General features: G+C 70.8%; 22 protein-coding genes. 9 read left to right on the top strand and 13 right to left on the bottom strand.

Annotation, left to right across the window (positions count from 1 at the left end; genetic code table 11):
• Positions 1-22 precede the first annotated feature (22 nt).
• Positions 23-640, bottom strand: coding sequence for an SMI1/KNR4 family protein (locus BCL76_RS21855; RefSeq protein ID WP_030712131.1), 618 nt, complete (start codon positions 638-640; stop codon positions 23-25).
• Between the two features lie 59 nt (positions 641-699).
• A complete protein-coding gene (locus BCL76_RS21860; protein WP_109781147.1) occupies positions 700-1,068 on the bottom strand; it encodes a DUF192 domain-containing protein in 369 nt (122 codons plus the stop codon).
• Positions 1,069-1,166: 98 nt separating this feature from the next.
• Here BCL76_RS21860 and BCL76_RS21865 point away from each other — a divergent pair, with 98 nt between their 5' ends.
• Positions 1,167-1,940, top strand: a complete 774-nt coding sequence (locus BCL76_RS21865) for a prepilin peptidase (protein WP_109781148.1) — start codon at positions 1,167-1,169, stop codon at positions 1,938-1,940.
• Positions 1,941-2,082: 142 nt separating this feature from the next.
• On the opposite strand, the gene mgrA is transcribed toward BCL76_RS21865, so the two are convergent.
• Positions 2,083-3,120 carry an L-glyceraldehyde 3-phosphate reductase gene (gene mgrA, locus BCL76_RS21870; RefSeq protein WP_109781149.1) on the bottom strand — a complete coding sequence of 346 codons (1,038 nt, stop codon included), beginning with the start codon at positions 3,118-3,120 and terminating at the stop codon, positions 2,083-2,085.
• Between the two features lie 129 nt (positions 3,121-3,249).
• On the opposite strand from mgrA, the gene BCL76_RS21875 reads away from it, so the two are divergent.
• From BCL76_RS21875 to BCL76_RS21895, 5 genes are all read left to right on the top strand, one after another.
• Positions 3,250-4,011 (top strand): isoprenyl transferase, encoded by a 762-nt coding sequence (locus BCL76_RS21875; protein WP_030011184.1) that lies wholly within the window; start codon positions 3,250-3,252, stop codon positions 4,009-4,011.
• Between the two features lie 312 nt (positions 4,012-4,323).
• Complete coding sequence (locus BCL76_RS21880; RefSeq protein WP_109781150.1) at positions 4,324-5,640, top strand: PhoH family protein; 1,317 nt, start codon at positions 4,324-4,326, stop codon at positions 5,638-5,640.
• A gap of 414 nt (positions 5,641-6,054) precedes the next feature.
• The gene (locus tag BCL76_RS21885; protein WP_258309836.1) at positions 6,055-6,759 is read left to right on the top strand and encodes a lytic transglycosylase domain-containing protein; all 705 of its coding nucleotides are present in this window, start codon (positions 6,055-6,057) and stop codon (positions 6,757-6,759) included.
• 135 nt (positions 6,760-6,894) lie between these two features.
• On the top strand, positions 6,895-8,289 hold the full coding sequence (locus BCL76_RS21890) for an AI-2E family transporter (RefSeq protein ID WP_109781151.1): 1,395 nt from the start codon (positions 6,895-6,897) through the stop codon (positions 8,287-8,289).
• A gap of 41 nt (positions 8,290-8,330) precedes the next feature.
• On the top strand, positions 8,331-9,056 hold the full coding sequence (locus BCL76_RS21895) for a hypothetical protein (RefSeq protein ID WP_109781152.1): 726 nt from the start codon (positions 8,331-8,333) through the stop codon (positions 9,054-9,056).
• Between the two features lie 62 nt (positions 9,057-9,118).
• Here BCL76_RS21895 and BCL76_RS21900 read toward each other — a convergent pair whose 3' ends face one another.
• Positions 9,119-9,655, bottom strand: a complete 537-nt coding sequence (locus BCL76_RS21900) for an alkyl hydroperoxide reductase (protein ID WP_109781153.1) — start codon at positions 9,653-9,655, stop codon at positions 9,119-9,121.
• 3 nt (positions 9,656-9,658) lie between these two features.
• Complete coding sequence (locus BCL76_RS21905; protein ID WP_109781154.1) at positions 9,659-10,213, bottom strand: peroxiredoxin; 555 nt, start codon at positions 10,211-10,213, stop codon at positions 9,659-9,661.
• A gap of 135 nt (positions 10,214-10,348) precedes the next feature.
• Here BCL76_RS21905 and BCL76_RS21910 point away from each other — a divergent pair, with 135 nt between their 5' ends.
• Positions 10,349-11,296 carry a hydrogen peroxide-inducible genes activator gene (locus BCL76_RS21910; RefSeq protein ID WP_109781155.1) on the top strand — a complete coding sequence of 316 codons (948 nt, stop codon included), beginning with the start codon at positions 10,349-10,351 and terminating at the stop codon, positions 11,294-11,296.
• A gap of 44 nt (positions 11,297-11,340) precedes the next feature.
• On the opposite strand, the gene BCL76_RS21915 is transcribed toward BCL76_RS21910, so the two are convergent.
• From BCL76_RS21915 to BCL76_RS21935, 5 genes are all read right to left on the bottom strand, one after another.
• On the bottom strand, positions 11,341-13,701 hold the full coding sequence (locus tag BCL76_RS21915) for an FtsX-like permease family protein (RefSeq protein ID WP_109781156.1): 2,361 nt from the start codon (positions 13,699-13,701) through the stop codon (positions 11,341-11,343).
• Positions 13,698-14,384 (bottom strand): ABC transporter ATP-binding protein, encoded by a 687-nt coding sequence (locus tag BCL76_RS21920; RefSeq protein WP_109781157.1) that lies wholly within the window; start codon positions 14,382-14,384, stop codon positions 13,698-13,700. Before BCL76_RS21920 ends, BCL76_RS21915 begins: the two co-directional genes overlap by 4 nt.
• Entirely contained in the window at positions 14,381-14,905 is a 525-nt protein-coding gene (locus BCL76_RS21925) for a PadR family transcriptional regulator (RefSeq protein WP_109781158.1), read from the bottom strand. Before BCL76_RS21925 ends, BCL76_RS21920 begins: the two co-directional genes overlap by 4 nt.
• Positions 14,906-15,075: 170 nt before the next feature.
• Positions 15,076-15,309 carry a hypothetical protein gene (locus BCL76_RS21930; RefSeq protein WP_109781159.1) on the bottom strand — a complete coding sequence of 78 codons (234 nt, stop codon included), beginning with the start codon at positions 15,307-15,309 and terminating at the stop codon, positions 15,076-15,078.
• Positions 15,306-16,214 carry an SPFH domain-containing protein gene (locus BCL76_RS21935; protein ID WP_109781160.1) on the bottom strand — a complete coding sequence of 303 codons (909 nt, stop codon included), beginning with the start codon at positions 16,212-16,214 and terminating at the stop codon, positions 15,306-15,308. The genes BCL76_RS21930 and BCL76_RS21935 overlap by 4 nt, the downstream gene beginning before the upstream one ends.
• Positions 16,215-16,446: 232 nt before the next feature.
• On the opposite strand from BCL76_RS21935, the gene BCL76_RS21940 reads away from it, so the two are divergent.
• Positions 16,447-18,711 (top strand): transglycosylase domain-containing protein, encoded by a 2,265-nt coding sequence (locus tag BCL76_RS21940; protein WP_109781161.1) that lies wholly within the window; start codon positions 16,447-16,449, stop codon positions 18,709-18,711.
• Between the two features lie 84 nt (positions 18,712-18,795).
• Here the strand turns inward: BCL76_RS21940 and BCL76_RS21945 are convergent, their stop codons facing one another.
• The 3 genes from BCL76_RS21945 to BCL76_RS21955 form a co-directional block, all read right to left on the bottom strand.
• Complete coding sequence (locus tag BCL76_RS21945) at positions 18,796-20,988, bottom strand: ATP-binding SpoIIE family protein phosphatase (RefSeq protein WP_109781162.1); 2,193 nt, start codon at positions 20,986-20,988, stop codon at positions 18,796-18,798.
• Between the two features lie 309 nt (positions 20,989-21,297).
• Complete coding sequence (gene fomD, locus BCL76_RS21950; protein WP_258309856.1) at positions 21,298-21,942, bottom strand: cytidylyl-2-hydroxypropylphosphonate hydrolase; 645 nt, start codon at positions 21,940-21,942, stop codon at positions 21,298-21,300.
• Positions 21,943-22,128: 186 nt separating this feature from the next.
• Complete coding sequence (locus tag BCL76_RS21955; protein WP_109781373.1) at positions 22,129-23,532, bottom strand: class II fumarate hydratase; 1,404 nt, start codon at positions 23,530-23,532, stop codon at positions 22,129-22,131.
• A gap of 133 nt (positions 23,533-23,665) precedes the next feature.
• Between BCL76_RS21955 and BCL76_RS21960 the strand changes: the two genes are divergently transcribed.
• Complete coding sequence (locus BCL76_RS21960) at positions 23,666-25,171, top strand: ricin-type beta-trefoil lectin domain protein (protein WP_375137950.1); 1,506 nt, start codon at positions 23,666-23,668, stop codon at positions 25,169-25,171.
• Positions 25,172-25,347: the final 176 nt, after the last annotated feature.

A 25,347-nucleotide genomic window follows, 5' to 3' on the forward strand; every position in this document is an offset into this window, starting at 1 on the left:
GCCGGTGCGGTCGCCGGGTCGGTCAGTCGGCGAACTCGCCCGCGTACGGGTCGGGCTCGCCCGTCTCGGGGTTCCGGCCCTCCTGCCAGCGCCGCTGGGCCTTGCGCCAGTGCACGAAGCTGAGGTGGCCGCCGTCCCAGAAGGTGATGCTGACGGGGCTCACGTCGAACTCGTCGGAGCACAGTCGGTAGAGGAACTCGGCCATGCCGTACGGATACACCGCGAAGGAGTCGGCGGTGTGCCGCCCGCAGACCAGGACCGGCCACCGGTCCGGGTCGGGGTCCGAGGTGAGCCAGCACAGGATGTCCGACCCGCCGGTGACCCCCCAGGCGATGATCGACTCCGGGTCCACGTCGAAGGCGGAGCGGCCGCCCTCCGCCTCCCAGGTCTGCCGTGCGTTGCCGGTCTCCTCGGCCATCCCGGCCGGGTCCCACTGGAGCCCGGGCTTGGGCAGCGGCAGCAGGATGCTGGCCTCGCCGTTGATGGAACCCGCGCCGAACCGGCCCATGAAGGCGATGAAATCGGCCGGGAACCGGGTCCCCCAGACGGCCTCCACCGCCGGCCAGTCGATGTCCTCGTCGGCGCCGTGCGTCGCCGGCATGATCTGCTCCAGCGCCTTGATCCGCGCGTTCTCCGTCATGCCGCTCCCCTGATGCCCCAGCTCAACCGCCCCAACCTACTGCCAGTGGGGGGCCTCGCCTAGCGGGGCGTGAGACGCCCCGGTACGTCCACCTCGACGGTGGTTCCCGGCCGCAGGCCCCAGCCCGCCATGGCGCCGGCCGCCGACTCCAGGACGTGCCGGGAGCGCGGCCGCGGCAGTCCGAGCCGGCCCGGCACCATCGTGACCACGGCGAGCACCCCGAACTCGCGGTCGAGGTACGCCACATCGATCGCGAACCGCATCCGGAAGGTGTGCACGCTCGCCGCGGGGGTCAGCAGCATCGCGCCGTCGATCCCGTCCCGCCCGAGCAGGCCCCGGGTGCGGGCCCGGTAGGACGCGGCGACCTCCAGAGGGATGCGGTGCGCGCCGGCGTGCAGTGTGCCGTGGCCGTCCTGCCAGTTCGCCATGTCGGCCAGCGTAGGGGGTGCCGCTGCGCGGAGCCGTCCCCCACCGACCCTTTCCCGGAAGCCCCGCGCGGCCGCCCCGTCGGCGCTACCGTCGCCGCATGGGTGTCGCCCTGATCGTTCTGGCCGCCGGATACGGCGCCGCCGCGGGATGGCTGCTGCCGCGTGCCGCGTACCGGTTCTCCGTCGAGCCCGGGGAGCCTTGGCGCGACCGCTGCCCGCAGGGGCACCCGGTGCGCGGCTGGCTCGGACCGGCCCGCTGCCGGGTTCCCGCGGAGGCCGTCGTGCGGGGCCCGGGCGGCCGGCCCCCCGAGTACGCCGCGCCGCACGCCTACGGGAGGCGCGCCGTCCGCCTCGCCGCCCTCGCCGGGGCGCTCTGCGCCGTGCTCGCGGCTGCCGTCGGGGCGCGGCCCGAGGCGCTGCCCTACGTGGGGCTCGCCCCGGTGGTCGTGCTGCTCTCGCTCGTGGATCGCGCCGTGCACCGGCTGCCGGACGTGCTGACCCTGCCGCTCGCCGTCGCCGTCGCCGCCGGACTCGGCGCGGCCGCCCTCCTGCCCCGCGCCGGAGGCGACTGGCGGCTCGCGCTGCTGGGCGGCGGCGCGCTCGGAGCGGCGTACCTGTTGCTCCATCTGATCAACCCCGCCGGCATGGGCTTCGGAGACGTCAAGTTGGCGCTCTCGCTGGGGGTCGCTCTTGGGTGGTACGGGTGGGGGGTATGGTCCGCCGGGGCCTTCCTCGGCCTGCTCTACGGAGCCCTGTACGGGGTGTACGTGCTCCTACGCAGCCCCGACGAGCGGAATCAGGGGTACGCGTTCGGCCCCTTCATGGCGGCCGGAGCACTCACCGGAGTGCTGCTGGGTGGTTTCGGAGCGTAATCATTCTGCGCCGATGCACGCAGCATGCTTTACGAAGGGTTATGGTGGAACCCCCCCCTCGGGCCGGTCCGTATCCCCCCCACGGACCGGCCCGTTTTTTGTTTTCCGGCTTCCCGGCGGTGCTGCGCGACAAATGCGCAGGTCAGCCGCGTTGGGCCCAGATGTTGGTGCCAGGGGTGGAGACCGCGAGGGAGTCGATCTCCTTCAACTCGGCCTCGGTGAGCGGCGCGGACGCCAGCGCGGCCACGTTCTCCTCCAGCTGCGGCACGCTCGACGCACCGATCAGGGCCGAGGTCATCCGGTCGTCGCGGAGCACCCACTTGAGCGCCAGCTGGGCCAGGGACTGCCCGCGGCGGCCCGCGATCTCGTTCAGACCGGTCAGTCGGCGGAGCACCTCGTCCGAGAGCAGGTCCGGGTTCAGCGACTTGCCCTGCGCGGCGCGCGAGTCCGCCGGGATGCCCTTCAGGTACTTGCCGGTCAGCATGCCTTGCGCGAGCGGCGCGAAGGAGATGCAGCCCATGCCGGCGTCCTCCAGGGTGTCCAGCAGCCCGTCCTCCTCCGTCCAGCGGTTGATCATGGAGTACGAGGGCTGGTGGATGAGCGGGCGCACGCCCATCTCGCGCAGGATCCGCACGGCCTCGGCCGTCTGCTCCGCCGTGTAGGAGGAGACGCCGACGTACAGGGCCTTGCCCTGCTGGACCGCGGACGCGAGGGCGCCCATGGTCTCCTCCAGCGGGGTCTCCGGGTCGAAGCGGTGCGAGTAGAAGATGTCGACGTGGTCCACACCCATCCGCTTCAGCGAGGCGTCGAGCGAGCTGAGCAGGTACTTGCGGCTGCCCCATTCGCCGTAAGGCCCGGGGTGCATCAGGTAGCCGGCCTTGGTCGACAGGATCAGCTCGTCGCGGTAGGCCGCGAAGTCCTGCGCAAAGATCTTGCCGAAGTTCAGCTCGGCCGATCCGGGCGGCGGCCCGTAGTTGTTCGCCAGGTCGAAGTGGGTGATGCCGAGGTCGAAGGCCCGGCGGAGGATCGCCCGCTGGGACTCCAGGGACCGGTCGTCACCGAAGTTGTGCCAGAGGCCGAGGGAGATGGCGGGGAGCTTGAGGCCGCTGTGGCCGGTGCGCCGGTACTCCATGGAGTCGTAGCGCGAGGGCTCTGCCCGATAGGGATTGGTATCAGTCACGTTGTCCTCCCTATCACGGAGTTGTGACAGACCGAGTTGGGTACCCCATCCCGGGGCGCAGTAATGTGGCGGACTCGGGGGTGGGACCGCATTTCGCACGGGGGCAAGGCACGGAGGGGCTGGAAGATCGTGAAGCTGCGCGACCTGGTGTACAGGCTTTACGCACGCCGGGTGGAAGGCCGCCTCGACCATGACGCGGCGCCCAAGCACATCGGCGTCATCCTGGACGGAAACCGCCGCTGGGCGAAGGCGTCCGGAGGGACGACGGAGCAGGGCCACCAGGCCGGCGCCGACAAGATCTCCGAGATGCTGGGCTGGTGCACCGAGACGGACGTCGAGGTCGTCACCCTGTGGATGCTCTCCACGGACAATCTGGACCGGCCGGAGGTCGAGCTCCGCCCGCTGCTCAACATCATCGAGAACACCGTCCGGGGCCTCGCCGCGGACGGCCGCTGGCGGGTCCACCACGTCGGCAACCTCGACATCCTGCCCGCGCGGACGCAGAACGTCCTCAAGGAGGCCGAGCAGGCCACCCACGACGTCGACGGGATACTCGTCAACGTCGCCGTCGGCTACGGCGGCCGGCAGGAGATCGCCGACGCGGTCCGCTCGCTGCTGCTGGAGCACGCGCGCAAGGGCACCTCCTTCGAGGAGCTCGCCGAGATCCTCGACATCGACCACATCGCGGAGCACCTCTACACGCGTGGCCAGCCGGACCCGGACCTCGTCATCCGCACCAGCGGTGAGCAGCGACTGTCCGGATTCATGCTGTGGCAGAGCGCGCACAGCGAGTACTACTTCTGCGAAGTCTTCTGGCCGGCCTTCCGCAAGGTCGACTTCCTGCGGGCCCTGCGCGACTACGCGGCCCGCCACCGGCGCTACGGCACCTGATACCTCGTAGGTCACGGCAGGCCCCGCCACCCCTCCCCTCGAAGCCTTCACCAGGGATTCACCGAGCGTCCGTCATATGCCATGGCATGGCCTGGCCTGTTCGGGGAATATCCCTTTCAGGTCGATGCCCGATCCACGGGTGTCGAGTCTCAGCGGACGGCATGGGGTCGTCCGCCCGGGAGGCCCTTTGCACCAGGACGCACGTGCGGTTCGCACGGACGGAGTGGAGGGCCGGAAATCGGCCCTGGCATGGGTGCCGATGACCGGTCCGGTCTTCATGGCCCGACCTCTTCCGAGGGGGTACGTCCTTCCGTGGTGACCAGCACTAAGAGCCGCCTGCAAGACAGGCGGACCTACGTCCTCGACACCAGCGTCCTGCTGGCAGACCCCAATGCGATCTCCCGTTTCGACGAGCACGAGGTCGTGCTCCCGATCGTGGTGATCACCGAGCTGGAGGCAAAGAGGCACCATCCCGAACTCGGCTATTTCGCGCGCCAGGCCCTGCGCCTGCTCGACGACTTCCGGGTTCGCAACGGTCGCCTGGACGCCCCCATCCCGCTGGGCGATCTGGGCGGCACCCTGCGCGTCGAGCTCAACCACTCCGACACGAGCGTCCTGCCCGCCGGCTTCAGGTTGGGGGACAACGATTCGCGGATCCTCGCGGTCGCCCGCAACCTCCAGGCCGAGGGTTACGACGTCACGGTGGTCTCGAAGGACCTGCCGCTGCGCATCAAGGCCTCGTCCGTGGGGCTGCTCGCCGAGGAGTACCGCGCGGAACTCGCGATCACGGACGCCGGCTGGACGGGCATGAGCGAGATCGGCCTCTCCGGGGAACAGGTGGACCTCCTCTTCTCGGAGGACCGCCTGTACGTGCCGGAGGCCGCGGAACTGCCCGTGCACACCGGACTGGTCCTGCAGTCCGAGCGCGGCAAGGCCCTCGGCAGGGTCACGGCGGACGGCAACGTGAAGCTCGTCCGCGGTGACCGGGAGGCCTTCGGGCTGCACGGCCGCAGCGCCGAGCAGCGCATCGCGCTGGACCTCCTCCTCGACCCCGAGATCGGGATCATCTCGATGGGCGGCCGGGCCGGCACCGGAAAGTCGGCGCTGGCGCTCTGCGCGGGGCTGGAAGCGGTCCTGGAGCGCAGGCAGCACCAGAAGGTGATGGTCTTCCGGCCGCTGTACGCGGTGGGCGGTCAGGACCTCGGCTATCTGCCCGGGGACGCCTCCGAGAAGATGAGCCCCTGGGCGCAGGCGGTCTTCGACACCCTCTCGGCGGTCGCCGGGCGCGAGGTCATCGAGGAGGTGCTGAACCGCGGGATGCTGGAGGTCCTGCCGCTCACGCACATCCGGGGTCGCTCGCTGCACGACGCCTTCGTGATCGTGGACGAGGCACAGTCGCTGGAGCGCAATGTCCTGCTGACCGTTCTGTCCCGAATTGGAGCTAATTCGCGGGTCGTTCTGACCCACGATGTCGCCCAGCGGGACAACCTGCGGGTCGGTCGGTACGACGGAGTCGTCGCCGTGGTCGAGAAGTTGAAGGGCCATCCGCTCTTCGCCCACATCACGCTGACGCGCTCGGAGCGCTCCCCGATCGCCGCCCTGGTCACCGAGATGCTGGAAAACCTCTGAGGGTCGTATCGGTCAAAAACCCCATAGCGGGAAGGTGAGTTGGCGCCGCCCGGCAAAGGTCCGAGAGCCTAGCCGGGCGGCGTCGTGCTGCACAGGTCTTTTCTCGAATCGGCGGCGACATGCCAGGTGTGACCTTTCACACGCAACGGAGAATTGCCTTGCGGTGTCGCGTTCCGGCAGAGTCTGGTTTCCGTCAGGCCCCGCATACGGCACACCTGTATCTCCCGTGAGGTACGCGCAGCACCACAACTCCACAGTCGAACGCCGTATGCCGCCCGGAGTTTCACGCGGCGGCCCCCGCAAGGGGGTTGCCCACGGGCCCGCGCCTCCAGTGACCGTAGAACCACGGAGGCCAGAGTCGAGGGCACTCTTGCGCCCGCGCGGTCACTGCGGACGCTGCTGGAAGGACACCGTGTGAGCCGGATCTCGGTCCGGGGGTTCGCCGTGGCTTCGGCCACCGCGGTCACCACCGTCGGCGCAGTCGTAGGCGTTGCCACCGGCGACCCCACGAACGATCTCGAGACGACCGCGTCCGGCGCGACTCTCCTTGCCGACATCCCGGTCGGCGACCAGGCACAGGTCCAGAGCGCGTCCCTGACGCAGCAGGCCGATGCCATCGCCCACTCCGCCGATGTCGACGCCAAGCGCTCCGCCGAGGAGGCCGCGCGCGTCCAGGCCGCCGAGGACGCCAAGGCCAAGAAGGCCGAGGCCGAGAAGGAGAAGGCCGAGTCCGAGGCCAAGCTGAAGAAGGAACGCGAGGAGAAGGAGCAGGTCGCCAGCCGCTCCGCCGCTCGCGACGCCGGCGACTTCGCCCCACAGAGCTCCTACACGGTCGCTCAGGTCAAGGCCATCGCCCAGCAGATGGTCCCGGCCGGCCAGTTCCAGTGCTTCTCGAACATCATCAACCAGGAATCCACCTGGAACTACAAGGCCGTCAACTCGTCCTCGGGCGCGTACGGTCTGGTCCAGGCGCTGCCCGGTTCGAAGATGGCCTCGGCCGGCGCGGACTGGCGCACCAACCCCGCCACGCAGATCAAGTGGGGTCTGAACTACATGGAAGACCGCTACGGCAGCCCCTGTGCCGCCTGGACCTTCCACCAGGCCAACGGCTGGTACTAGAAAGCCCGCGCCGACGCAAGCGTCGCGGCACCGTACAACCCGGGGGAGCCCCGCACCGTCCTACGGTGCGGGGCTCCTCGCGTGTACGGTCTGCGAGGTGAGCCCGTAGACCGGGGGCGGGGGAAGGAAAGCGATATGGCGAAGAGGGAAGGCTGGCTCGGCCGGCTCGGGAACAAGCTGAACCGGATGGAGGCGCGGCTCAACGAGCGGCGCGCCGAGGTCGAGGCCGAGACCAGGGGCGACCTGCCGGGCCCCGCAGGGCCCGAGCGGGCGACGGCGGACGTGTCCGCCGAGGCGCCCGCCGCCGCGACCGTTCCCGCGCCGCCCACGTACCCACCCGTGGTCCCCGCACCCCATCTCGCCGCCCCGGCCACACCCGTGCGCCCCGACCCGGCGAGCGTCGTCCCCTGGGGGATGCGCGTCGCCGCCGAGGCCAGCTGGCGGCTGCTGCTGCTCGCCGGGATGCTCTGGGTGCTGATGAAGGTGATCAGCGAAGTCCGCCTGGTCGTCCTCGCCTTCGCCGCCGCCATGCTCGTCACGGCCATGCTCCAGCCTTTCGTGGTCCGGCTGCGCAGACTGGGCCTGCCGCGCGGTCTGGCCACGGCCGTCACCGCGATCCTCGGCTTCGTGGTCATCGGGCTCGTCGGCTGGTTCGTGGTCTGGCAGGTCATGGAGAACCTCGACGACCTCTCCGACCGGGTCCGCGACGGCATCAACGAACTCAAACTCTGGGCACTGGACAGTCCGTTCCACGTGACCGAGAAGCAGATCAACGACATCGCGAAGAACCTCAGCGAGACCATCGGCACCAACACCGAGCAGATCACCTCCGCCGGACTGCAGGGCGTGACGGTGCTCGTCGAGGTCCTGACGGGCATTCTGCTCGCGATGTTCTCCACGCTCTTCCTGCTCTACGACGGCAAGCGCATCTGGAACTGGGCGCTGGGCCTGGTCCCGTCCGCCGCTCGCGCCGGTGTCGCCGGTGCCGGACCGCGCGCCTGGCGCACGCTGACCGCGTACGTGCGCGGCACGGTCATCGTCGCCCTCATCGACGCCATCTTCATCGGCCTCGGCATCTACTTCCTGGACGTGCCGATGGCGGTGCCGCTGGCCGTCTTCATCTTCCTGTTCGCCTTCATCCCGCTCGTCGGCGCCGTGGTCTCGGGAGCCCTCGCGGTGGTCGTGGCGCTCGTGACCCAGGGCGTGTTCACCGCCCTGATGGTGCTGCTGGTGGTGCTGGCGGTGCAGCAGATCGAGGGCCACGTGCTCCAGCCCTTCATCCTCGGCCGGGCCGTAAGGGTGCACCCGCTCGCGGTGGTGCTCTCGGTGGCCGCCGGCGGCATGATCGCGGGCATCGGCGGGGCGGTCGTCGCGGTGCCGCTGGTGGCCGTCACCAACACGGTGGTGGGCTATCTGAAGGCCTACTCGCGGGAGCAGCACCACCTCGGCTCCGGAATGATCGGCCCGGGCCCGCACGGCTCGACGGCTCTGAGCGTGGCGCCCGAGAGCGAGGGCCACGCCACGTCCTGACCGGCTCGCTGACGACGGAACTCGACAAGTAGGGGGCGTACATGATCGGGGATCCCGAGCTCGACGGGGAGTGGGGGCCTGCGGCCTCGGCCCCGGCCGAGGTCGTGGAACGTGAGCCCGGACGGTTACCGGTACGGGCGCGGACCCGCCCGTGGTGGTGGGTGGCGGCGGCCGTGGTGGCCACCTCCGCGCTGTGGGCCGGCGGGCTGTACGCGTACGGGGACCGGACGGCCGAGCCGGAGATCCGCTACCGGCTCACGGACGACCTCTGCGGCCAGTACAAGGCCCCGACGCTGGAGGGACTTCTGGGCGGCCTCCCGGACGCCGCGGCGGAGGCGGGCAGCCGGCATCCGGCGCTGGACTGGGCGGCGTGCTCCCGCAGCAGCGACCGGCAGGCCTCCGGCAGGGTCTTCGACACGAGGGCCACGGTCGAACTGCACAAGAAGATCGATCCGGCGGTCGAGTTCGCGCTCGACACCCCGGGCAGCCGGATGTACGTCTACGACGGCGGTGCGTGGGAGTCGGTGCCCGGTCTGGGCGAGCAGGCCCTCGTCACCCGTCCCGGGGGCGAGACCGAGTCCGGCCTGCGGCTGCGGGTCCGTGACGGCGGCGCGGTGTTCGCGATCGACGTGACGATCTTCGACGTACGGGGCGAGGGTGTCTTCGATCCCCGGGTGGACCCCCTGCCGGACCCCGACCGGGAGGCCTTGGTGGCGGCGGCGGTCGAGGACGCGCGGGCGCTGATGACCGAGCTGCGCACGAGCTGACACAGCACGGTGCCCCGTGACCGGATCCGGTCACGGGGCACCGTGCTGTCGTGCGGGGGCCGTTACTCGGCGGCGAGGGAGGCCTCGGCGTCGAGGGTGACGGCGACGGCCTGGATCACGGAGGCGATCTTGAAGGCCTCCTGGATCGTCTCGCGGTCGACGCCCGCCTTGCGCAGGACCTGCTCGTGCGAGTCCAGGCACTGGCCGCAGCCGTTGATCGCGGAGACCGCGAGCGACCACAGCTCGAAGTCGACCTTCTCCACGCCCGGGTTGCCGATGACGTTCATCCGCAGGCCCGCGCGCAGCGTGCCGTACTCCGGGTCGGAGAGCAGGTGCCGGGTGCGGTAGAAGACGTTGTTCATCGCCATGATCGCGGCGGCGGACTTGGCGGCGGTGTACGCCTCCGGCGAGAGGTTCGCCTTCGCCTCGGGCTCCAGCTCACGCAGGACGAGCGGCGAACGGGCGGCGATCGCACAGGACAGGACCGTGCCCCACAGCTGCTGCTGCGGGAGGTCGCTGTTGCCGATGACCGAACCGAGGTTCAGCTTCAGGTCCTTGGCGAAGTCCGGTATGGCCGACTTCAGGGAGTCGAGGGACATCCGTCACTCACCGGCCAGCAGCGCGCCGGCGTCGATGGTGCTGTCACCCTTGTTCCAGTTGCACGGGCACAGCTCGTCGGTCTGCAGGGCGTCGAGGACCCGCAGGACCTCCTTGGGGTTACGGCCCACGGAACCGGCGGTCACCATCGAGAACTGGATCTCGTTGTTCGGGTCCACGACGAAGACGGCGCGCATCGGCAGGCCGTCCTCGCCCAGGATGCCCAGCTCGGTCGACAGCTCGCGCTTGATGTCGGACATCATCGGGAAGGGCAGGTCACGCAGGTCGGCGTGGTCCTTGCGCCAGGCGTGGTGCACGTACTCGGAGTCGAGGGAGAAGCCGAGGATCTGCGCGTCGCGGTCCGCGAACTCCTCGTTCAGCTTGCCGAAGGCGGCGATCTCGGTCGGGCACACGAAGGTGAAGTCCAGCGGCCACGCGAAGATGACCTTCCACTTGCCCTCGTAGGTCTTGTGGTCGATCTGCGCGAACTCGGCTCCGGCCTCGAGCGAGACACAGGCGGTCAGGTCGAAGGTGGGGAACTTGTCACCAACAGTGAGCACGCGCTCTCCTAATACAGAGGAAAATAACCCTTTTGGGGGTTTTCCGGTGGGGTTGGACGTATCTCACATGCTGACACACCTGCATTGATTACAGAAATAGCTACTCTTGTGCCGGGTGATCGGAGGTACCTATCAGTGGCTGTCAGTAGTAGGGGAGCGAAGCAACCGACGCTCGCGCAACTGCGCGCGTTCGCGGCGGTCGCCGAGCACCTGCACTTCCGGGACGCCGCCGCGGCCATCGGGATGAGCCAGCCCGCGCTCTCCGGAGCCGTCTCAGCGCTGGAGGAGGCCCTCGGCGTGCAACTGCTGGAGCGCACCACCCGCAAGGTGCTGCTCTCCCCGGCGGGCGAGCGGATCGCGGCGCGGGCCCAGGTGGTGCTGGACGCCATGGGCGGACTGCTCGAGGAGGCCGAGGCGGTACGGGCGCCCTTCACCGGGGTGCTGCGACTCGGGGTGATCCCCACCGTGGCGCCGTACCTGCTGCCGACCGTGCTCGGACTGTTCCACCGGCGCTACCCGCGGATGGACCTCCAGGTGCACGAGGAGCAGACCGCCTCGCTGCTGGAGGGGCTGACCGGCGGACGTCTGGACCTGCTCCTGCTGGCGGTGCCGCTCGGGGTCCCCGGAGTGAGCGAACTACCCGTCTTCGACGAGGACTTCGTCCTGCTCGCACCCCGGGAGCACGCGCTGGCCGGGCGCCGGGACATCCCGCTGGAGGAACTGCGCGGACTGCAGCTGCTGCTGCTCGACGAGGGGCACTGCCTGCGTGACCAGGCCCTCGACATCTGCCGGGAAGCGGGTCGGACGACCGGCGCGGACGTCACCACGACCGCCGCCGGGCTGTCCACCCTCGTACAACTGGTCGCCGGGGGACTGGGGGTGACGTTGTTGCCGCGCTCCGCGCTGCGCCTGGAGACCGCCCGCAACGAGTACCTGTCCACGGGGTACTTCGCCGAGCCCGCGCCGTCCCGGCGGATCGCCCTGGCCATGCGGACCGGGACCGCCCGGCAGGAGGAGTTCAGGGCGATCGCCGCCGCGCTGCGCGAAGCCGTACGCCCGCTGCCGGTCTGGCCCACCGATTAGGGCCTCGCCGGGAGCGGGCGTAGAGGGATCGGGCGGGGGCCGGGTCACTCCGTCCGGAGGCCGTCCGGGCGCATCAGCCGCAGCAGGGGCGGCAGGCTGAGCAGGGTCACCACGACCACCACACCCGCGCCGGCCGCCGTCATCCCGAGCACCGAGGCCCAGTCGATCCGGACCGGCTGGGCGGCCATGCCCATCAGGACGGCGCCCAGCCCGACGCCGACCCCGGCCGCCAGCACCAGGCCGAGCACGATCGGCACGGCCGTCTGCCACAGCACCGACAGGCCCAGCGTGGAGCGCTTGGTGCCGAAGGCGACCAGGGAGGAGAGCAGCCGCCGGCGCTCGCGCAGCTGCTCCAGCTGGGAGACGAGCAGACTGCCGCCGATCAGGAGCAGTACGGCGGTGGCGCCGAAGAACAGGCCCGTGCGGATCGAGGAGTAGCCCGCGGCCTCCCGGGTGTCCCGCAGCCTCATCGCCGTGGCGAACGGGTCCGCCTTGAAGACGGCGTTGCGCGCCCGGTCCAGGACGTCCGGACCGGACTCGTCGACCTGGACGTAGATCTGCGGGTTCCGGAAGTCGCCCAGCCCCTTCGGCGCGGCCGACGGGGTGACCAGCAGGCCGGTGCGCAGCTGCCCGCTGGGGTCCGGCCGGCCGGCGACCGTGCCGGCTGCCGCCGGGAACGTCCACTTCGTCGGAGCGGGCGATTCGCCCTCCGCGGCCCCGTACTGCCTGACGTCGCCGACGAACAGCTCGTCGCCGGGCTTCGCCGTGGCCCCGTAGATGCCCCGCGCACCCTGGACGGGCGAGCCGGTCAGTACGAAGGCGTCCCCCTCCGCGCAGGAGTCGAGGACCGCGACCTCACCGAGCGCGTCGCAGGTGCCGATGGTCACTTCGACCGGCTCCTCCGTCGCGGGCACCTGGTGGGCGGCCTGGGTGGAGGTCAGCGAGACGGTACGGGTGACACCCCGCTCGGCGGAGATCCGCCGGGCCAGGTCGTCCGCGTCGGTCGTCGAACCGTGGCGCACCATCACCCTGACGGCGGCCCGCGCGGGATCCTGGCCGGTCGAGGTGACGTAGTCGCCCTCGACGCCCGCGAAGAGCATCTGGAGGGCGATGGCGCCCGCGACGGCCACGGCGATGCCGTTGACGAGGCGGGCCGCGGATCCGCTGTTGACCTGGAGCCGGCGCACGGCCAACTGCCAGGAGACCGGGCCACCGGACATCTTCGCGACGAAGCGTTCGAGCAGCCAGGGGAGCAGCACGGTGATCCCGACCAGCAGCAGCACCACACCGCCACTGACCTGCCACTGGTTGAACCTGCCCTGGTCGTTGCCGCGGCCGCCCATCGGCACGAGCAGGCCGAGCCCGATCAGCGGGAGCAGCAGCCGCCACCAGACGCGCCGCCGGGCGGGCTCGGCCGTACGGACGACGCCCAGCGGCTCGATGACCACACCGCGCAGCGCGAACAGGGTCACGGCCACCGCCGCCGCGGGCACGGCGAGGGCGACCAGGACGGCGAGCCAGGGCGCCGGGTCGAGGTCGGCGGGGAAGACGCTGCGCTGCCGGAGGCTGACGCTGCCGACCAGGGAGCGGCCGACGGCGAAGAAGCCGGTACCCAGCACCAGTCCGAGAAGAGAGCCGGCCAGCGCCTCGCCGGCCGCGATCCGGCGCACCATCCTGCTGTCGGCGCCGACCAGCCGCAGCGCGGCGAGCCGCCGGTCGCGCCGGTCCCCGCCGAAGCGGACGGCGGTGGCGATGAACACGGCGACGGGCATCAGCAGCGCGACGAACGTCAGGACGACCATCAACATGAGCACGGGGTCCAGGCCCTCGCGGTCCGCGTCGTAGCCGAAGGTCGTGACGCGCTGGACGCGATAGTCCTCGGGGCCCCTCTTCTCCAGGGTGCCGCTGCCCAGGTAGAAGAACAGCTCGCCGGGGCCGACCAGGCCCGGGTCGCCGATGACCTCGCTGATCCGCGCGTCCAGGCGCTCCCGCAGCAGCGCCCCGTCGGCGGACTTCAGCATCTCGTCCAGGGCGGGGGAGACCGCCATCTCGCCCGCGCCAGGGATGCGCCGCAGACCGGGCGGCAGCGGGGCACGGGGGCCCTCGGCCCGCATCATGTGCCCCTCGATGTCCTTGCTGCGGTAGGTCTGGTTGACGGAGGCGATCAACAGGGTGTCGGGCCCTGGGGCGTCGGCGGTCTCGGAGCTCATCGTCGACCGCGCGTCGCCGCGCTCGTACCGGCCGGCGAGAGCGCCCGGGATGGCGGTGCTGATCAGCAGCAGCGCGACGCCGAGACCGACGCCGACACCGGTGAGCAGGGTGCGGATCCATCCTTCGCGACCGCCGCCGAAGGCGAAGCGGGCGCCCATGCCGAGGTCGCGGGTCCAGACCTGGAGCCGGCTCATACGATGCGCTCCATGTCGCGGGACCTGCCGTCGCGTACGACGATCTCGCGGTCGGAGTAGGCGGCCACGCGCGTCTCGTGCGTCACGAGCACGACGGCGGCGTTCGCGGACCGGGCGGCCTCGGTGAGCAGCTGCATGACGAGTTCGCCGTTGAGGGAGTCGAGGGCTCCGGTGGGCTCGTCGGCGAAGATCACCCGGGGGCCGGTCACGAGGGCGCGGGCGACGGCCACGCGCTGCCCCTGGCCGCCGGATATCTCGCCGGGCCGTTTGGCGCCGAGGTCCTCCACCTGGAGCTGTTCCATCCGGCGCAGGGCGGTGCGTTCGGCGTCCTTGCGCTTGACGCCGGTCAGCCGCAGCGGGAGGGCGACGTTCTCCACGCAGGTCAGCTCCGGTACGAGCTGCCCGAATTGGAAGACGAAGCCGAACTCGGTGCGCCGCAGCTCGCTGCGCTCGGCGTCGTTCATCGAGGTGAGCTCGCGGCCGGCGTAGGTGATCGAGCCGGAGTCGGGCGGGACGATGCCCGCGAGACAGTGCAGCAGGGTCGACTTGCCGGAGCCGGAGGGGCCCATGACGGCGACGACCTCGCCGGCGTGGATGGAGAACTCGGCGCCGTCGAGGGCGGTGGTGCTCCCGTACGCCTTGCGTAGGTCCGTGGCGGCGAGCAGCGAGCCGGCGGGGGTCATCGGCGTACCTCCTGGGCGAGCTGGCCGAGGCGGGCCGCGGTGAGCTCCAGCCACCGCAGGTCCGCCTCCAGGTGGAAGAGGGCGTGGTCGCACACGAGCTGGTCGGCGATGTCCCCCTTGCGCTTGCGTTGGGTGAGGATGCGCATCAGGCGCAGGTGCTCGGCGCGCTGGGTGTCCAGCAGTTCGTCGGCGCGGCGGCCGGTGAGCAGGGCGAGGACGACCTTCGTGTAGAGGGTCGAGTGGAGGTACGGCTCGGGCTTCTCGGGCTGGGAGAGCCAGGCCTCGACGTCGGTGATGCCGGCGTCGGTGATGGCGTACCGCTTGCGGTCGGGGCCGCCGCCCGCCTCTATGCCCTCGACCTCGACGAGGCCGTTCTTCAGGAGGCGGGACATGGTCGAGTAGACCTGCCCGTAGGCGAGGGGGCGGTCGTGGCCGAACTTCTCGTCGAAGGCGCGCTTGAGGTCGTAGCCGTGGCGCGGGCCGGCCTCGAGGAGGCCGAGGAGGGTGTGACCGATGGACATGGCCGCGACTCTACACGGTGTGTATACGCTGAGTGTATAGAGGGTGGATCGAGGGCCGGACGCGGTCGATCCCGGCGGGACGCGGGGGATGTGCGGCCCGCCTGTGCGGGAGCCCGGAACGCCGGAACGCCCGGTGGGGCCGGGTTTCCGGCCCCACCGGGCGTCGCGGTTCACTCCGTGGGCTTGGGGGGACGTCCCCGGCGCGGGATGGGGCCGGGGGCCGTGGGGAGGCGGCCGGCCTCGGCGAGGGCCCGGCGGAGCAGGAACTCGATCTGCGCGTTGGCGCTGCGCAGTTCCTCACCCGCCCAGCGGGCCAGCGCGTCGTACACCTGCGGGTCGAGCCGCAGCAGTACCTGCTTGCGCGCCTGCCGCCCCGCCGGTTTCTCCTCGCCGCCCGGGGTCACTGGTAGAGGGTTCCCGTGTTGACCACCGGCTGGGCGGCGCGGTCGCCGCACAGGACGACCATCAGGTTCGAGACCATGGCCGCCTTGCGCTCCGGGTCCAGGTCGACGATGTCCTGCTCCGCCAGTCGGGTCAGTGCCAGCTCGACCATGCCCACCGCGCCCTCCACGATCTGCTTGCGGGCCGCCACGACCGCGCCCGCCTGCTGGCGCTGGAGCATCGCGGAGGCGATCTCCGGAGCGTACGCGAGGTGCGTGAAGCGGGACTCGATGATGTGCACACCGGCCGCGTCGACGCGGTCGCGCAGTTCGACCGCCAGCTTCTCGGTGATCTCCTCGGCGTTGCCGCGCAGCGACAGGCCGCCTTCCTCGTGCGCGTCGTAGGGGTATTCGATGGCGATGTGCCGGACCGCCGCCTCGGCCTGCGTCTCGACGAACTCCGTGAAGTCCTCGACCTCGAAGGTGGCCCGGGCCGTGTCCTCGACCCGCCACACCACGACCGCCGCCAGCTCGATCGGGTTGCCGTAGGCGTCGTTGACCTTCAGGACGGCCGTCTCGTGGTTGCGCACCCGGGTGGAGATCTTCTCGCGGGAGGTCAGCGGGTTCACCCAGCGCAGCCCGTCGGCGCGGATGGTGCCCCTGTAGCGGCCGAACAGCTGGACGACCCGGGCCTCGCCCGGCGCCACCGTGTTCAGCCCGCACATCGCGAAGGTGGAGGCGAGGCTCAGCAGCACGCCGATGGCTATCAGGGCCACCTTGGCCGCGACGGCCGTGAGCACCGCGCCGGCCACGATCAGGCCCGCACCTGCCAACAGGCCCAGCAGCCCGAGCAGTAGAGCCAGGCCGCCGCCGACACTGCGCGCGGTGAACTCCCGTACTCCGTCAGGGGTGGCGGTTTTGTTCGTCATGGTTTGCCCCGTTTCTCAGCTCACGGTCGGTCGGACCGTCTAGCAAAGTGATATCACTTTTTGGCGCTACGGCAACCCTTCGGCTTAGGTGAGCGTCGGTTCCATTGATGTGGGTGCTGATTCTCACGTCCGAAATGACCGGAATTGGTCATGGTTGGCCAACTTTTATCACAGCCTGCGGTGTTAGCTTTCTGAGCTGACGTCGGGGGGGTAATCGAGCGGAGCGGGAGCGATGGGCCGAGCAGAAGTGCGTAAGGCGCAGCAGCAGCGCGGTGCGCGGCGTGCGCCGAGCGGACGCGCGCAGGGCACCAAGGGAAGCGGAAGTACCGGTAAACGCACGGGTATACGTCGCTTCTTCACCTGGAAGAAGATCCTGGGCACGTTCTTCGGGCTGATGCTGCTCGGCATGGCCGCACTGGTCGCCCTGTACTTCTACGTGGAAGAGCCGGACCCCAACAAGCAGGCGCTCCAGCAGAGCAACGTCTACAAGTACGCAGACGGCACGATCATGGCCAGCAAGGGCAAGGTCAACCGCGAGATCCTGCCGATCGACAAGATTCCGATGGACGTCCAGGAGGCGTTCATCGCGATCGAGAACAAGTCGTTCCGCAAGGACCAGGGCGTGGACTTCAAGGGTCTGGCCCGCGGTCTGTGGAACACGGCGACCGGGCGCGGCAAGGCCGGTGGCTCCACGATCACCCAGCAGTACGTCAAGAACTACTACCTGACCCAGGATCAGACCGCGAGCCGCAAGCTCAAGGAACTGGTGATCTCCCTGAAGGTCGACCAGCGCATGAAGAAGCCCGAGATCCTCGCGGGCTACCTGAACACCAGCTACTTCGGACGCGGCGCGTACGGCATCCAGGCGGCCGCCCAGGCCTACTACGGCGTCGACGCGAGCCAGTTGACCCTGGAGCAGGGCGCCTACCTCGCCACCCTCGTGCAGGCCCCCAGCCAGTACGACTGGTCGACCGCGAGCGAGGAGACCAAGAAGCGGATCATGATCCGCTACAACGCGACCCTCGTGAACATGGTCGACATGGGCAAGTTGGACGAGGCGAAGCGTCAGACGCTGAAGCTCGCACAGCCGCAGCCGCCGCAGCCGCCGATGGGCATGGACGGCCAGAAGGGCTACCTGGTCCAGGCCGCCGAGGCCGAACTCAACGCCCAGGGCGTCGAGAAGAAGCTGATCGACGCCGGTGGCTGGACCTTCACGCTCAACATCGACCCGAAGAAGCAGGAAGCGCTGGAGAAGGCCGTCGAGGACGAGCTGGAGTCCAAGCTCGACCGCAAGGACACCAAGGGCAAGCCCCAGGACCAGAGCGTCCAGGCCGGTGCCACCTCCGTGGACCCGAAGACCGGCGCGATCGTCGCCATGTACGGCGGCACGAGCCTGAAGGACCACTGGTCCAGCAACGCCCTGCGCAAGGACTACCAGCCGGGCTCGACCTTCAAGCCGGTCGTGCTGGCCTCCGCCCTGGAGAACGGCGCGAAGACCCAGGACGGCAAGCCGATCACGCCGATGGCGCTCTACGACGGCACCAGCAAGCGGCCCGTCAAGGGCAGCGACATCCCCTTCGCCCCGCAGAACCAGGAGGACCGCAACTTCGGCACGCCGATGATGACGGTCCAGGAGGCGACCAACTACTCGGTCAACTCCGTGTACGCGCAGATGATCGTCGACGTCGAGCCGCGCAACGTGAAGAAGACGGCCCTGGCCCTCGGCATGAAGGACCGTGAGGGCTGGCCCGAGGACAAGCCGGCCATGTCGCTCGGCACCATGAGCGCCAACACCGTGGAGATGGCGGGCGTCTACGCGACCTTCGACAACCACGGCAAGAAGGTCACGCCGACCATCATCAAGAAGGCCGAGCACAAGGACCGCGAGGTCGAGCCGGCCCAGCCCGTCGGCGCCCAGGCCGTCAGCCGCCAGACCGCCGACACCGTCACCAAGGTGCTCACGGGCGTCGTCAACGACGACGGCGGCTCCGGCAACAAGGTCCGCAGCAGCGCCTACGAGGCCGCGGGCAAGACCGGTACCACCGAGAACAACGTCTCCGGCTGGTTCTCCGGCTTCACCCCGGAGCTGGTCACCGTCGTCGCGATCTTCGGTGAGGAGCCCGGCACCGCCAAGCAGGTCACCCTGACCGGTACGGCCGGCCTCGGCCGACTGGGTGGCTCCAGCTTCCCGGCCTCGATCTGGAAGGCGTACACCCTCGCCGCACTCAAGGGCGGCTCGGGCAAGTTCCAGCTGAGCGAGGCGGAGATGGGCGCCGTACAGACGCCGTCCCGCAGCGCCTCGCCGACGCCGTCGGCGTCGCCGTCCTCCAGTGCCCCGGCGGCCAGCAGCAGCCCGCCGGCGTCCCCGACGCCCACGCCGACGCCCACCGCGACCAAGACGACGCCGACGCCGACCCCGACGCCGACCCCGACGCCCACGGCGACCAAGACCAACGGTCCCAAGCCGCCGGACCCGCCGCTGCTGCCCGAGCACTAGGCACGGCCGCCTGCGACAGACCGCCGCCCCCCGACCTTCGAAGGTCGGGGGGCGGCGGTCTGTCGTACGGCGTGCGGCCCGCGATCAGCGCCGCTCGGGCTGCCCCGGCAACGACAGCTCGAACCAGACGACCTTGCCGCTGCTGAGCCGCGTCGCACCCCAGCGGCGTGCCATCCGGTTGACCAGGAACAGACCGCGGCCGCCCTCGTCGGTGTCCCGCGCCCGGCGCTGGCGCGGCAGCTGCGGCGAGTCGTCGCCGACCTCGCAGCGCAGTACGTCCGTCCGCAGCAGGCGCAGGGTCACGGGCCGCTCCGCGTATCGCACGGCATTGGTGACCACCTCGCTCACCAGCAGCTCCAGCGAGTCGCTCAGCTCCTCCAGACCCCACCGGGTCAGGGCGCGGCGGGCGAACCGGCGGGCCCGGCCCGGGGCGGTCTCCTCCGGGTCCAGGAACCAGTACGCGACGTCGCTGGGCGCGATCCCGTCGAAGCGGGCCGCGAGCAGCGCGATGTCGTCGTCCCGGTCACCGGGGCCGAGCATGTCCAGCACGTCGTCGCAGAGCGCCTCCAGCGGCGGCGGGTGGTCCAGGCCGGTCAGCTGGGCGGTGGTCGCCAGGCGCTCGCGGAGCTGCTCGATGCCGGTCCACACGTCCCGCAGGCGCGACTCCACCAGCCCGTCGGTGTAGAGCAGCAGGGTGCCCCCGGCGGGCGCGTCCAGCTCCACGGCCTCGAAGTCCACGCCGCCGACGCCGATGGGGGCACCGGGCGGCACCCGGAGCACCTCGGCGCGGCCGCCCAGGTGCAGCAGGACGGGCGGCGGGTGGCCCGCGTTGGCGATGGTGATCCGGTGCGCGACGGGATCGTAGACGGCGTACAGGCAGGTGGCCATGCGGTCGGAGCCCAGGCGTTGTGCCTGCTCGTCCAGGTGGTGCAGGACCTCGGCGGGCGGCAGGTCCAGCTGCGCGAGGGTCTGCGCGGTGGTGCGGAGCTGGCCCATGATCGCGGCGGAGGTCATGGAATGGCCCATGACGTCGCCGACGACGAGCGCGACGCGGCTGCCGGGCAGCGGTATGGCGTCGTACCAGTCGCCGCCGACCCGGGCCGTCTCGGCGGCGGGCAGGTAGCGGGAGGCGAGGCGCACCCCGGTGGGCTGCGGCAGGCTGTCCGGCAGCATGGTGCGCTGCAACTCGTCGGCGATGTAGGCCTCACGGCCGTACAGGACCGCCTTGTCGATGCCGAGCGCGGTGTGGGTGGCCAGCTGGGCGGCGACCAGCAGGTCGTTCTGCTCGAAGGCGGGCCGCTCAGGGCTGCGCAGGAACACGGCCGCGCCGATCACCCGGCGGCGGCCGCGCAGCGGCGCGAGGACGGCCCGGTCGCCACCCGGCAGCGGGTGGTCCACGCCGAGCAGCTCGGGCAGTGCGGCCCGGGCGGCGGCGGAGGACGCGAAGACGGGCCGTACGCCGCGCAGCACCTCGGCGAGCGCGCCGCCGGGCCGGATCTCGCACAGCTCGGCCGCGGGCAGGTCACCCTGCGGGCCGACCAGCGGCAACTGGCTGAAGTCGAGCTCGCCGGTGGCCCCCGCGGCCCCGGCGAGGTCCATCCCCGCGCCGATGGTGCTGCTCATGTCCGTCAGGTCGTCGATCGGCCGGAGCCGGTCGGTGCGCCGGAGCCTTAAAACGACCGGGCCGACGGGTCGCTCGTCGCCGACCGGGAGAGGGTCGCGCAGGTAGACGAGGATGGCGTCCGAGAAGGTCGGCACGGTGGCCCGGCACAGGCCCAGCACGATCTCGTCGAGGTCGATGCCGCGGGCGATCCGCCGGGTGGCGGCGCCGACGAAGCGCAGCCGGTCCCCCTCGCGGCGGGCGGCGCTCGCCTCCCCGGTGCCGGCGGCCGGTGCTCCGGTCCCGCCGCCTCCGTGCCGGCCGGCGCCACCGGTAGCGGCGACCGACCCGGCGTCACCGTGGGTCGCGCCGTCCCGCGGGCGGGCGTTGTCGTGGCCCGGGTCCTGCAGCTGTCCCTGTGCCTGGCCCTGGGGGCAGTCCGCGGCGCCCGGAACGTCCGGCCCCGCGGCGCCGCGGGGCCGGGGGAGCCCGGCCGCCGAGCGGGCCGCGCGCGCGTCGGAGGCCGCGGCGGCGCTGCCGCCCGGCTCCGCGCCCGGCGCATGCGTGCGTACGGCCTCGGTGGCGGCGATGGGCGCCTTGCCGTGGCCGGCCTCGTCCGTACCTCCGCCGGAGGCGACGGGCTGCGGGCCCTCCTGGGAGGTGGGGTACTCCGTCACGCGTGGATTTCCGTCCGTTTGCGCTCGATGTGCGCTGCACTCAACTCGGTCAGTCGCGGTATACCCGCTCAGCGGCCCGGGCACCATCACCCCGAGGTTCCTGCCCCAAACTTCTCTCCCGACCTCCGGTCGGGAGGTGCCCCTGACGGACCCCCGCCCCCTCGTCGTCTCTCGTCGTGCGTGTGACCTCCGGTCAGATCCCGCTTGTCGAGCGACACTTGCACAATGGTGCGGCGACCGCACCGTCCCGCGCGCGTGATCTCGTGGAGGACGATCCTACGTTTGCACCCTGGGGGCGCATCAAGGGTCTCATGAGGTCATATGCGCCGGGGTTCGGTCCCAGTCCTCCGGAAGTGCCGGAATCCTCCAGGCCGGATCCGGCCGCCAGTCCTCCCAGCCGTCACGGAACGGGGCTCCCCATTCCTCGATCACCTCGACGGCCGCGCGACCGGCCTCCCGTACCCGCTCCGCCTGCTCACGGTCCATCAGGCCGCACCGCTGCGCCTGCGCGAACTCGTCCTCGTCCAGCCACTGCCAGCTGCGGTCCGGGTGGACGGCGATGTCCAGGAAGTGGTCCACGGAGTCCACCCCGCCGGCCCAGCGCGAGCGCGGCTCCTCCAGGTTCACGTACCAGTTCTTGAACTGCCAGCCGGGTCCCCAGAACAGCCACACCGACCAGGAGTCCCCGGGCCGGGCCAGTTTCAGGACACCGGCGCCGAACCAGCGCGAGCGCGCGGTGGTCCGCGGCGCCGTGTAGCGGGTGGCGAGCGGCTCCTCGTGGACGGAGGTGCCGTCGGCGAGCACCGGCTTGACGCATTCGGTGCCGGGGGCCATCCACACCGCCAACAGCTCGTCCGTGTCCTGGACCACGGTCACCGGGCGGCAGATGTGGACCGGGCCCTTCGGTCCCGGGGCGTGGTCGCGGTAGCGCCACAGGATCTGCTCCCCGGGCATCCAGCGCGGGCCCTGCGCGGGGCTCCCCGGCGCGCTGCGCGCCGCGGAGTTCCCGGGCTTGGAAGTACCTGTCATGCGCAGATCTTAGGGCGGGGGTCGCCGTGCCCGCTGCGGCGCAGGTCACCGGTGGGTTCGGTGATGAGAATCGACCGAATTCGGCCCCCGCCCGAGGGGCGGTCGGACGGGTCAGGGACGCGTCATGCGCAGCACGTCGAGGGCCTCGTCGAGCTGCTCCAGGGTGAGGGCGCCGCGCTCCACGTAACCGGACTCCAGGACGACCTCCCTGATCGTCTTGCGCTCGGCGAGGGACCGCTTGGCGACCTTGGCGGCCTCCTCGTATCCGATGTAACGGTTGAGCGGGGTGACCACGGAGGGGGAGGACTCGGCGTATTCCCTGGCCCGGGCCTCGTCGGCGGTGATCCCGTCGATCGTGCGGTCGGCCAGCAGGCGGCTCGCGCTGCCGAGCAGCCGGATCGATTCGAGGAGGTTCCTGGCCATCACCGGAAGCATCACATTGAGCTCGAAGTTGCCGGCCGCGCCCGCCACGGCGACGGTCGCGTCGTTCCCCATGACCTGAGCGGCGACCATCAGGACGGCTTCCGGGACCACCGGATTGACCTTCCCGGGCATGATCGAGGAGCCCGGCTGGAGATCCGGGAGATTGATTTCGGCCAAACCGGTGCGCGGTCCGGACGCCATCCAGCGAAGGTCGTTGGAGATTTTGGTGAGAGACACGGCGACCGTCCGCAACATTCCGGAGGTTTCCACGAGGGCGTCCCGGGCGCCCTGCGCCTCGAAGTGGTCGCGGGCCTCGGTCAGCGGCAGTCCGGTCGCGTCCGCGACCTCGGCGATCACCGCGGCGGAGAACCCGGGCGGGGTGTTGATGCCGGTGCCCACGGCGGTGCCGCCCAGCGGTAGCTCGGCCAGCCGCGGCAGGGCCGCCCGCAGCCGCTCGACGCCGTAGCGGATCTGGGCGGCGTATCCGCCGAACTCCTGGCCGAGAGTGACGGGTGTGGCGTCCATCAGGTGGGTGCGCCCGGCCTTGACGACCTGCGCGAACTCGGCGGCCTTGCGCTCCAGCGCGGCCGCCAGGTGCTCCAGGGCCGGGATCAGCTCACCGGTGACGGCCGCGGTGGCGGCGATGTGGATCGACGACGGGAAGACGTCGTTGGAGCTCTGCGAGGCGTTGACGTGGTCGTTGGGGTGGACCTCACGGCCCAGACGCTCGGTGGCGAGGGTGGCGATCACCTCGTTGGTGTTCATGTTGGACGAGGTGCCGGAGCCGGTCTGGAAGACGTCCACGGGGAAGTGGTCGTCCCAGCGGCCGTCGGCGACCTCGGCGGCGGCGGCGCCGATGGCGTCGGCGACGTCCTGGTCCACCACGCCGAGCTTCGCGTTCACCACGGCGGCGGCCGCCTTGATCCGGGCGAGTGCCTCGATGTGGGCGCGCTCCAACCGCTGCCCGGAGATGGGGAAGTTCTCCACCGCGCGCTGGGTCTGGGCGCGCCATTTGGCGTGCCGGGGCACCCGTACGTCGCCCATGGAGTCGTGCTCGATCCGGTACGTCTCGGCCTGCTGGTCATCCGTCATGTTCATGGCCTCCTCAAAAAGTTGAGCAATTGTCTTGTTCGAAGTGTTCCCAACTCCCCTACCGGCCAGTAAATACCGGGGGTAACACCCATCTCCGGGGAGGCGTTCCATGGCACGTGTCCGTACGAGACCCATGCTCAGATCTACCTTCGCCGCTGTCGCGGCGATCGCGGCCGCCCTGGGAGGTGTCACCGCCATCACCCCCATGGCCCAGGCGGCGCCCACCTCCGGGGCCGTGGCCGTGCCGCTGTCGCCCGAGCTGGAGGCCGTCCGCGCCGCAGAGGCCACCAAGATCTACGGCGACCCGGCCGTCCGCCCGCTGAACGAGCGGAAAACTGGCCTGATCTCGCTCGGCGACAGCGAGATTTCGGGCGAGGGCGTCGGCAACTACGACCCCGCGACCAACACGCCGAACAACCAGTGCCACCGCTCACCGGACGCGGCGATCCACCGCACCGGCATACCGGCCGACCTGACCTTCAACGTCGCCTGCTCCGGCGGCTACACCGGCAACATCAGGATCGGCGGCAGCAAGCAGTACGCCGACGAACTGGTGCAGAGCGACAACCTGGCCGTCAAGGCGCGCAACACGAAGATCAAGATGGTCCTGCTGGTCGCCGGCGCCAACGACGACCTCCAGTTCGGCCCGGTCATGACCGACTGCGTGACCCGCTGGGCGCTCGGCCAGGGCACCTGCGAGCCCAAGTACGGGCCCGGCTGGCAGGCGCGCGTCGACGGCCTGAAGCCCAAGGTGGAAGCCACCGTCGCGGACCTCAAGAGCGTCATGCGCGACGCCGGTTACGCCGACTCCGACTACAAGCTCGTGGTGATGGGCTACCCCAGCCCCATCGGGCCCGACTTCTACGACAACCCGAACTTCCCCGGCAAGCTGCCCGGCGGCTGCGCCGGCTACGACTCCGACGCCGCCTGGGGCCGCAACTACGCGGTGCCCAACTTCGAGAAGGGCATGCGCGCGGCCGCCCTCGCCTCCGGCGCGATCTACCTGGACAACTCGCGGCTCTTCCACGGTCACGAGGTCTGCATGGAGGACACCTGGGCCCGCGGCCTCTACCTGGACCTCGGGGACCACTTCCCGTGGGACGAGAACACCGCCCGCCAGTCCTTCCACCCCAACTACCGCGGCCACGGCGCCTTCGCGTCCTGTCTGACCCAGCTCTACGACTCGGGCCTGCGCGAGGCCTCCTGCGCCGACCCCGCGAGCACCGGGACGCCCGCCCTGCAGGCCGGTGCCTGGGACGACAAGTTCAGGCCCCTCAGGAACGAGGCGACCGGGAACTGCCTCGACTCCTTCGGCGGCTCCAGCGCCGACGAGACCAAGGTCGTCGGATGGGACTGCCACGGCGGTCGCAACCAGGGCTGGTGGTACGACAGCGTCCGCAGGTCCGTCCACATCGAACTGACCCAGGACCGCTGCCTCGACGTCCCCGGCGCCGACTACGGCCCCGGCAAGGGCCTGATCATCTGGAACTGCCACGGCGGCGCGAACCAGCGGTTCGTCCGCGACGGCGCCACCCTGCGCCCCGCAGCCGCCCCGGGCATGTGCCTGACGGTGGCCGCCGCCCATGAGCCGCTGCGCCTGCAGACCTGCAACGGGTCCACCTACCAACGCTTCGCATGACCGCCCCGCACCCGTAGACCCCCCACGCCCGGCCGGCGCACCCCGGCCGGGTGTTTCCGTGTCGGGTGTCGTGCGTCGGGCGGCACGTGACGCCCTCACGTTCTACGAACGTATGTCCGCTGATCGGAGGGGGTGTTGTGGCAGGGTGACCGTGGCACCCCGGCCCCCGGCGGAAG

Source organism: Streptomyces sp. CG 926, assembly GCF_003148825.1.
Classification (GTDB): domain Bacteria; phylum Actinomycetota; class Actinomycetes; order Streptomycetales; family Streptomycetaceae; genus Streptomyces.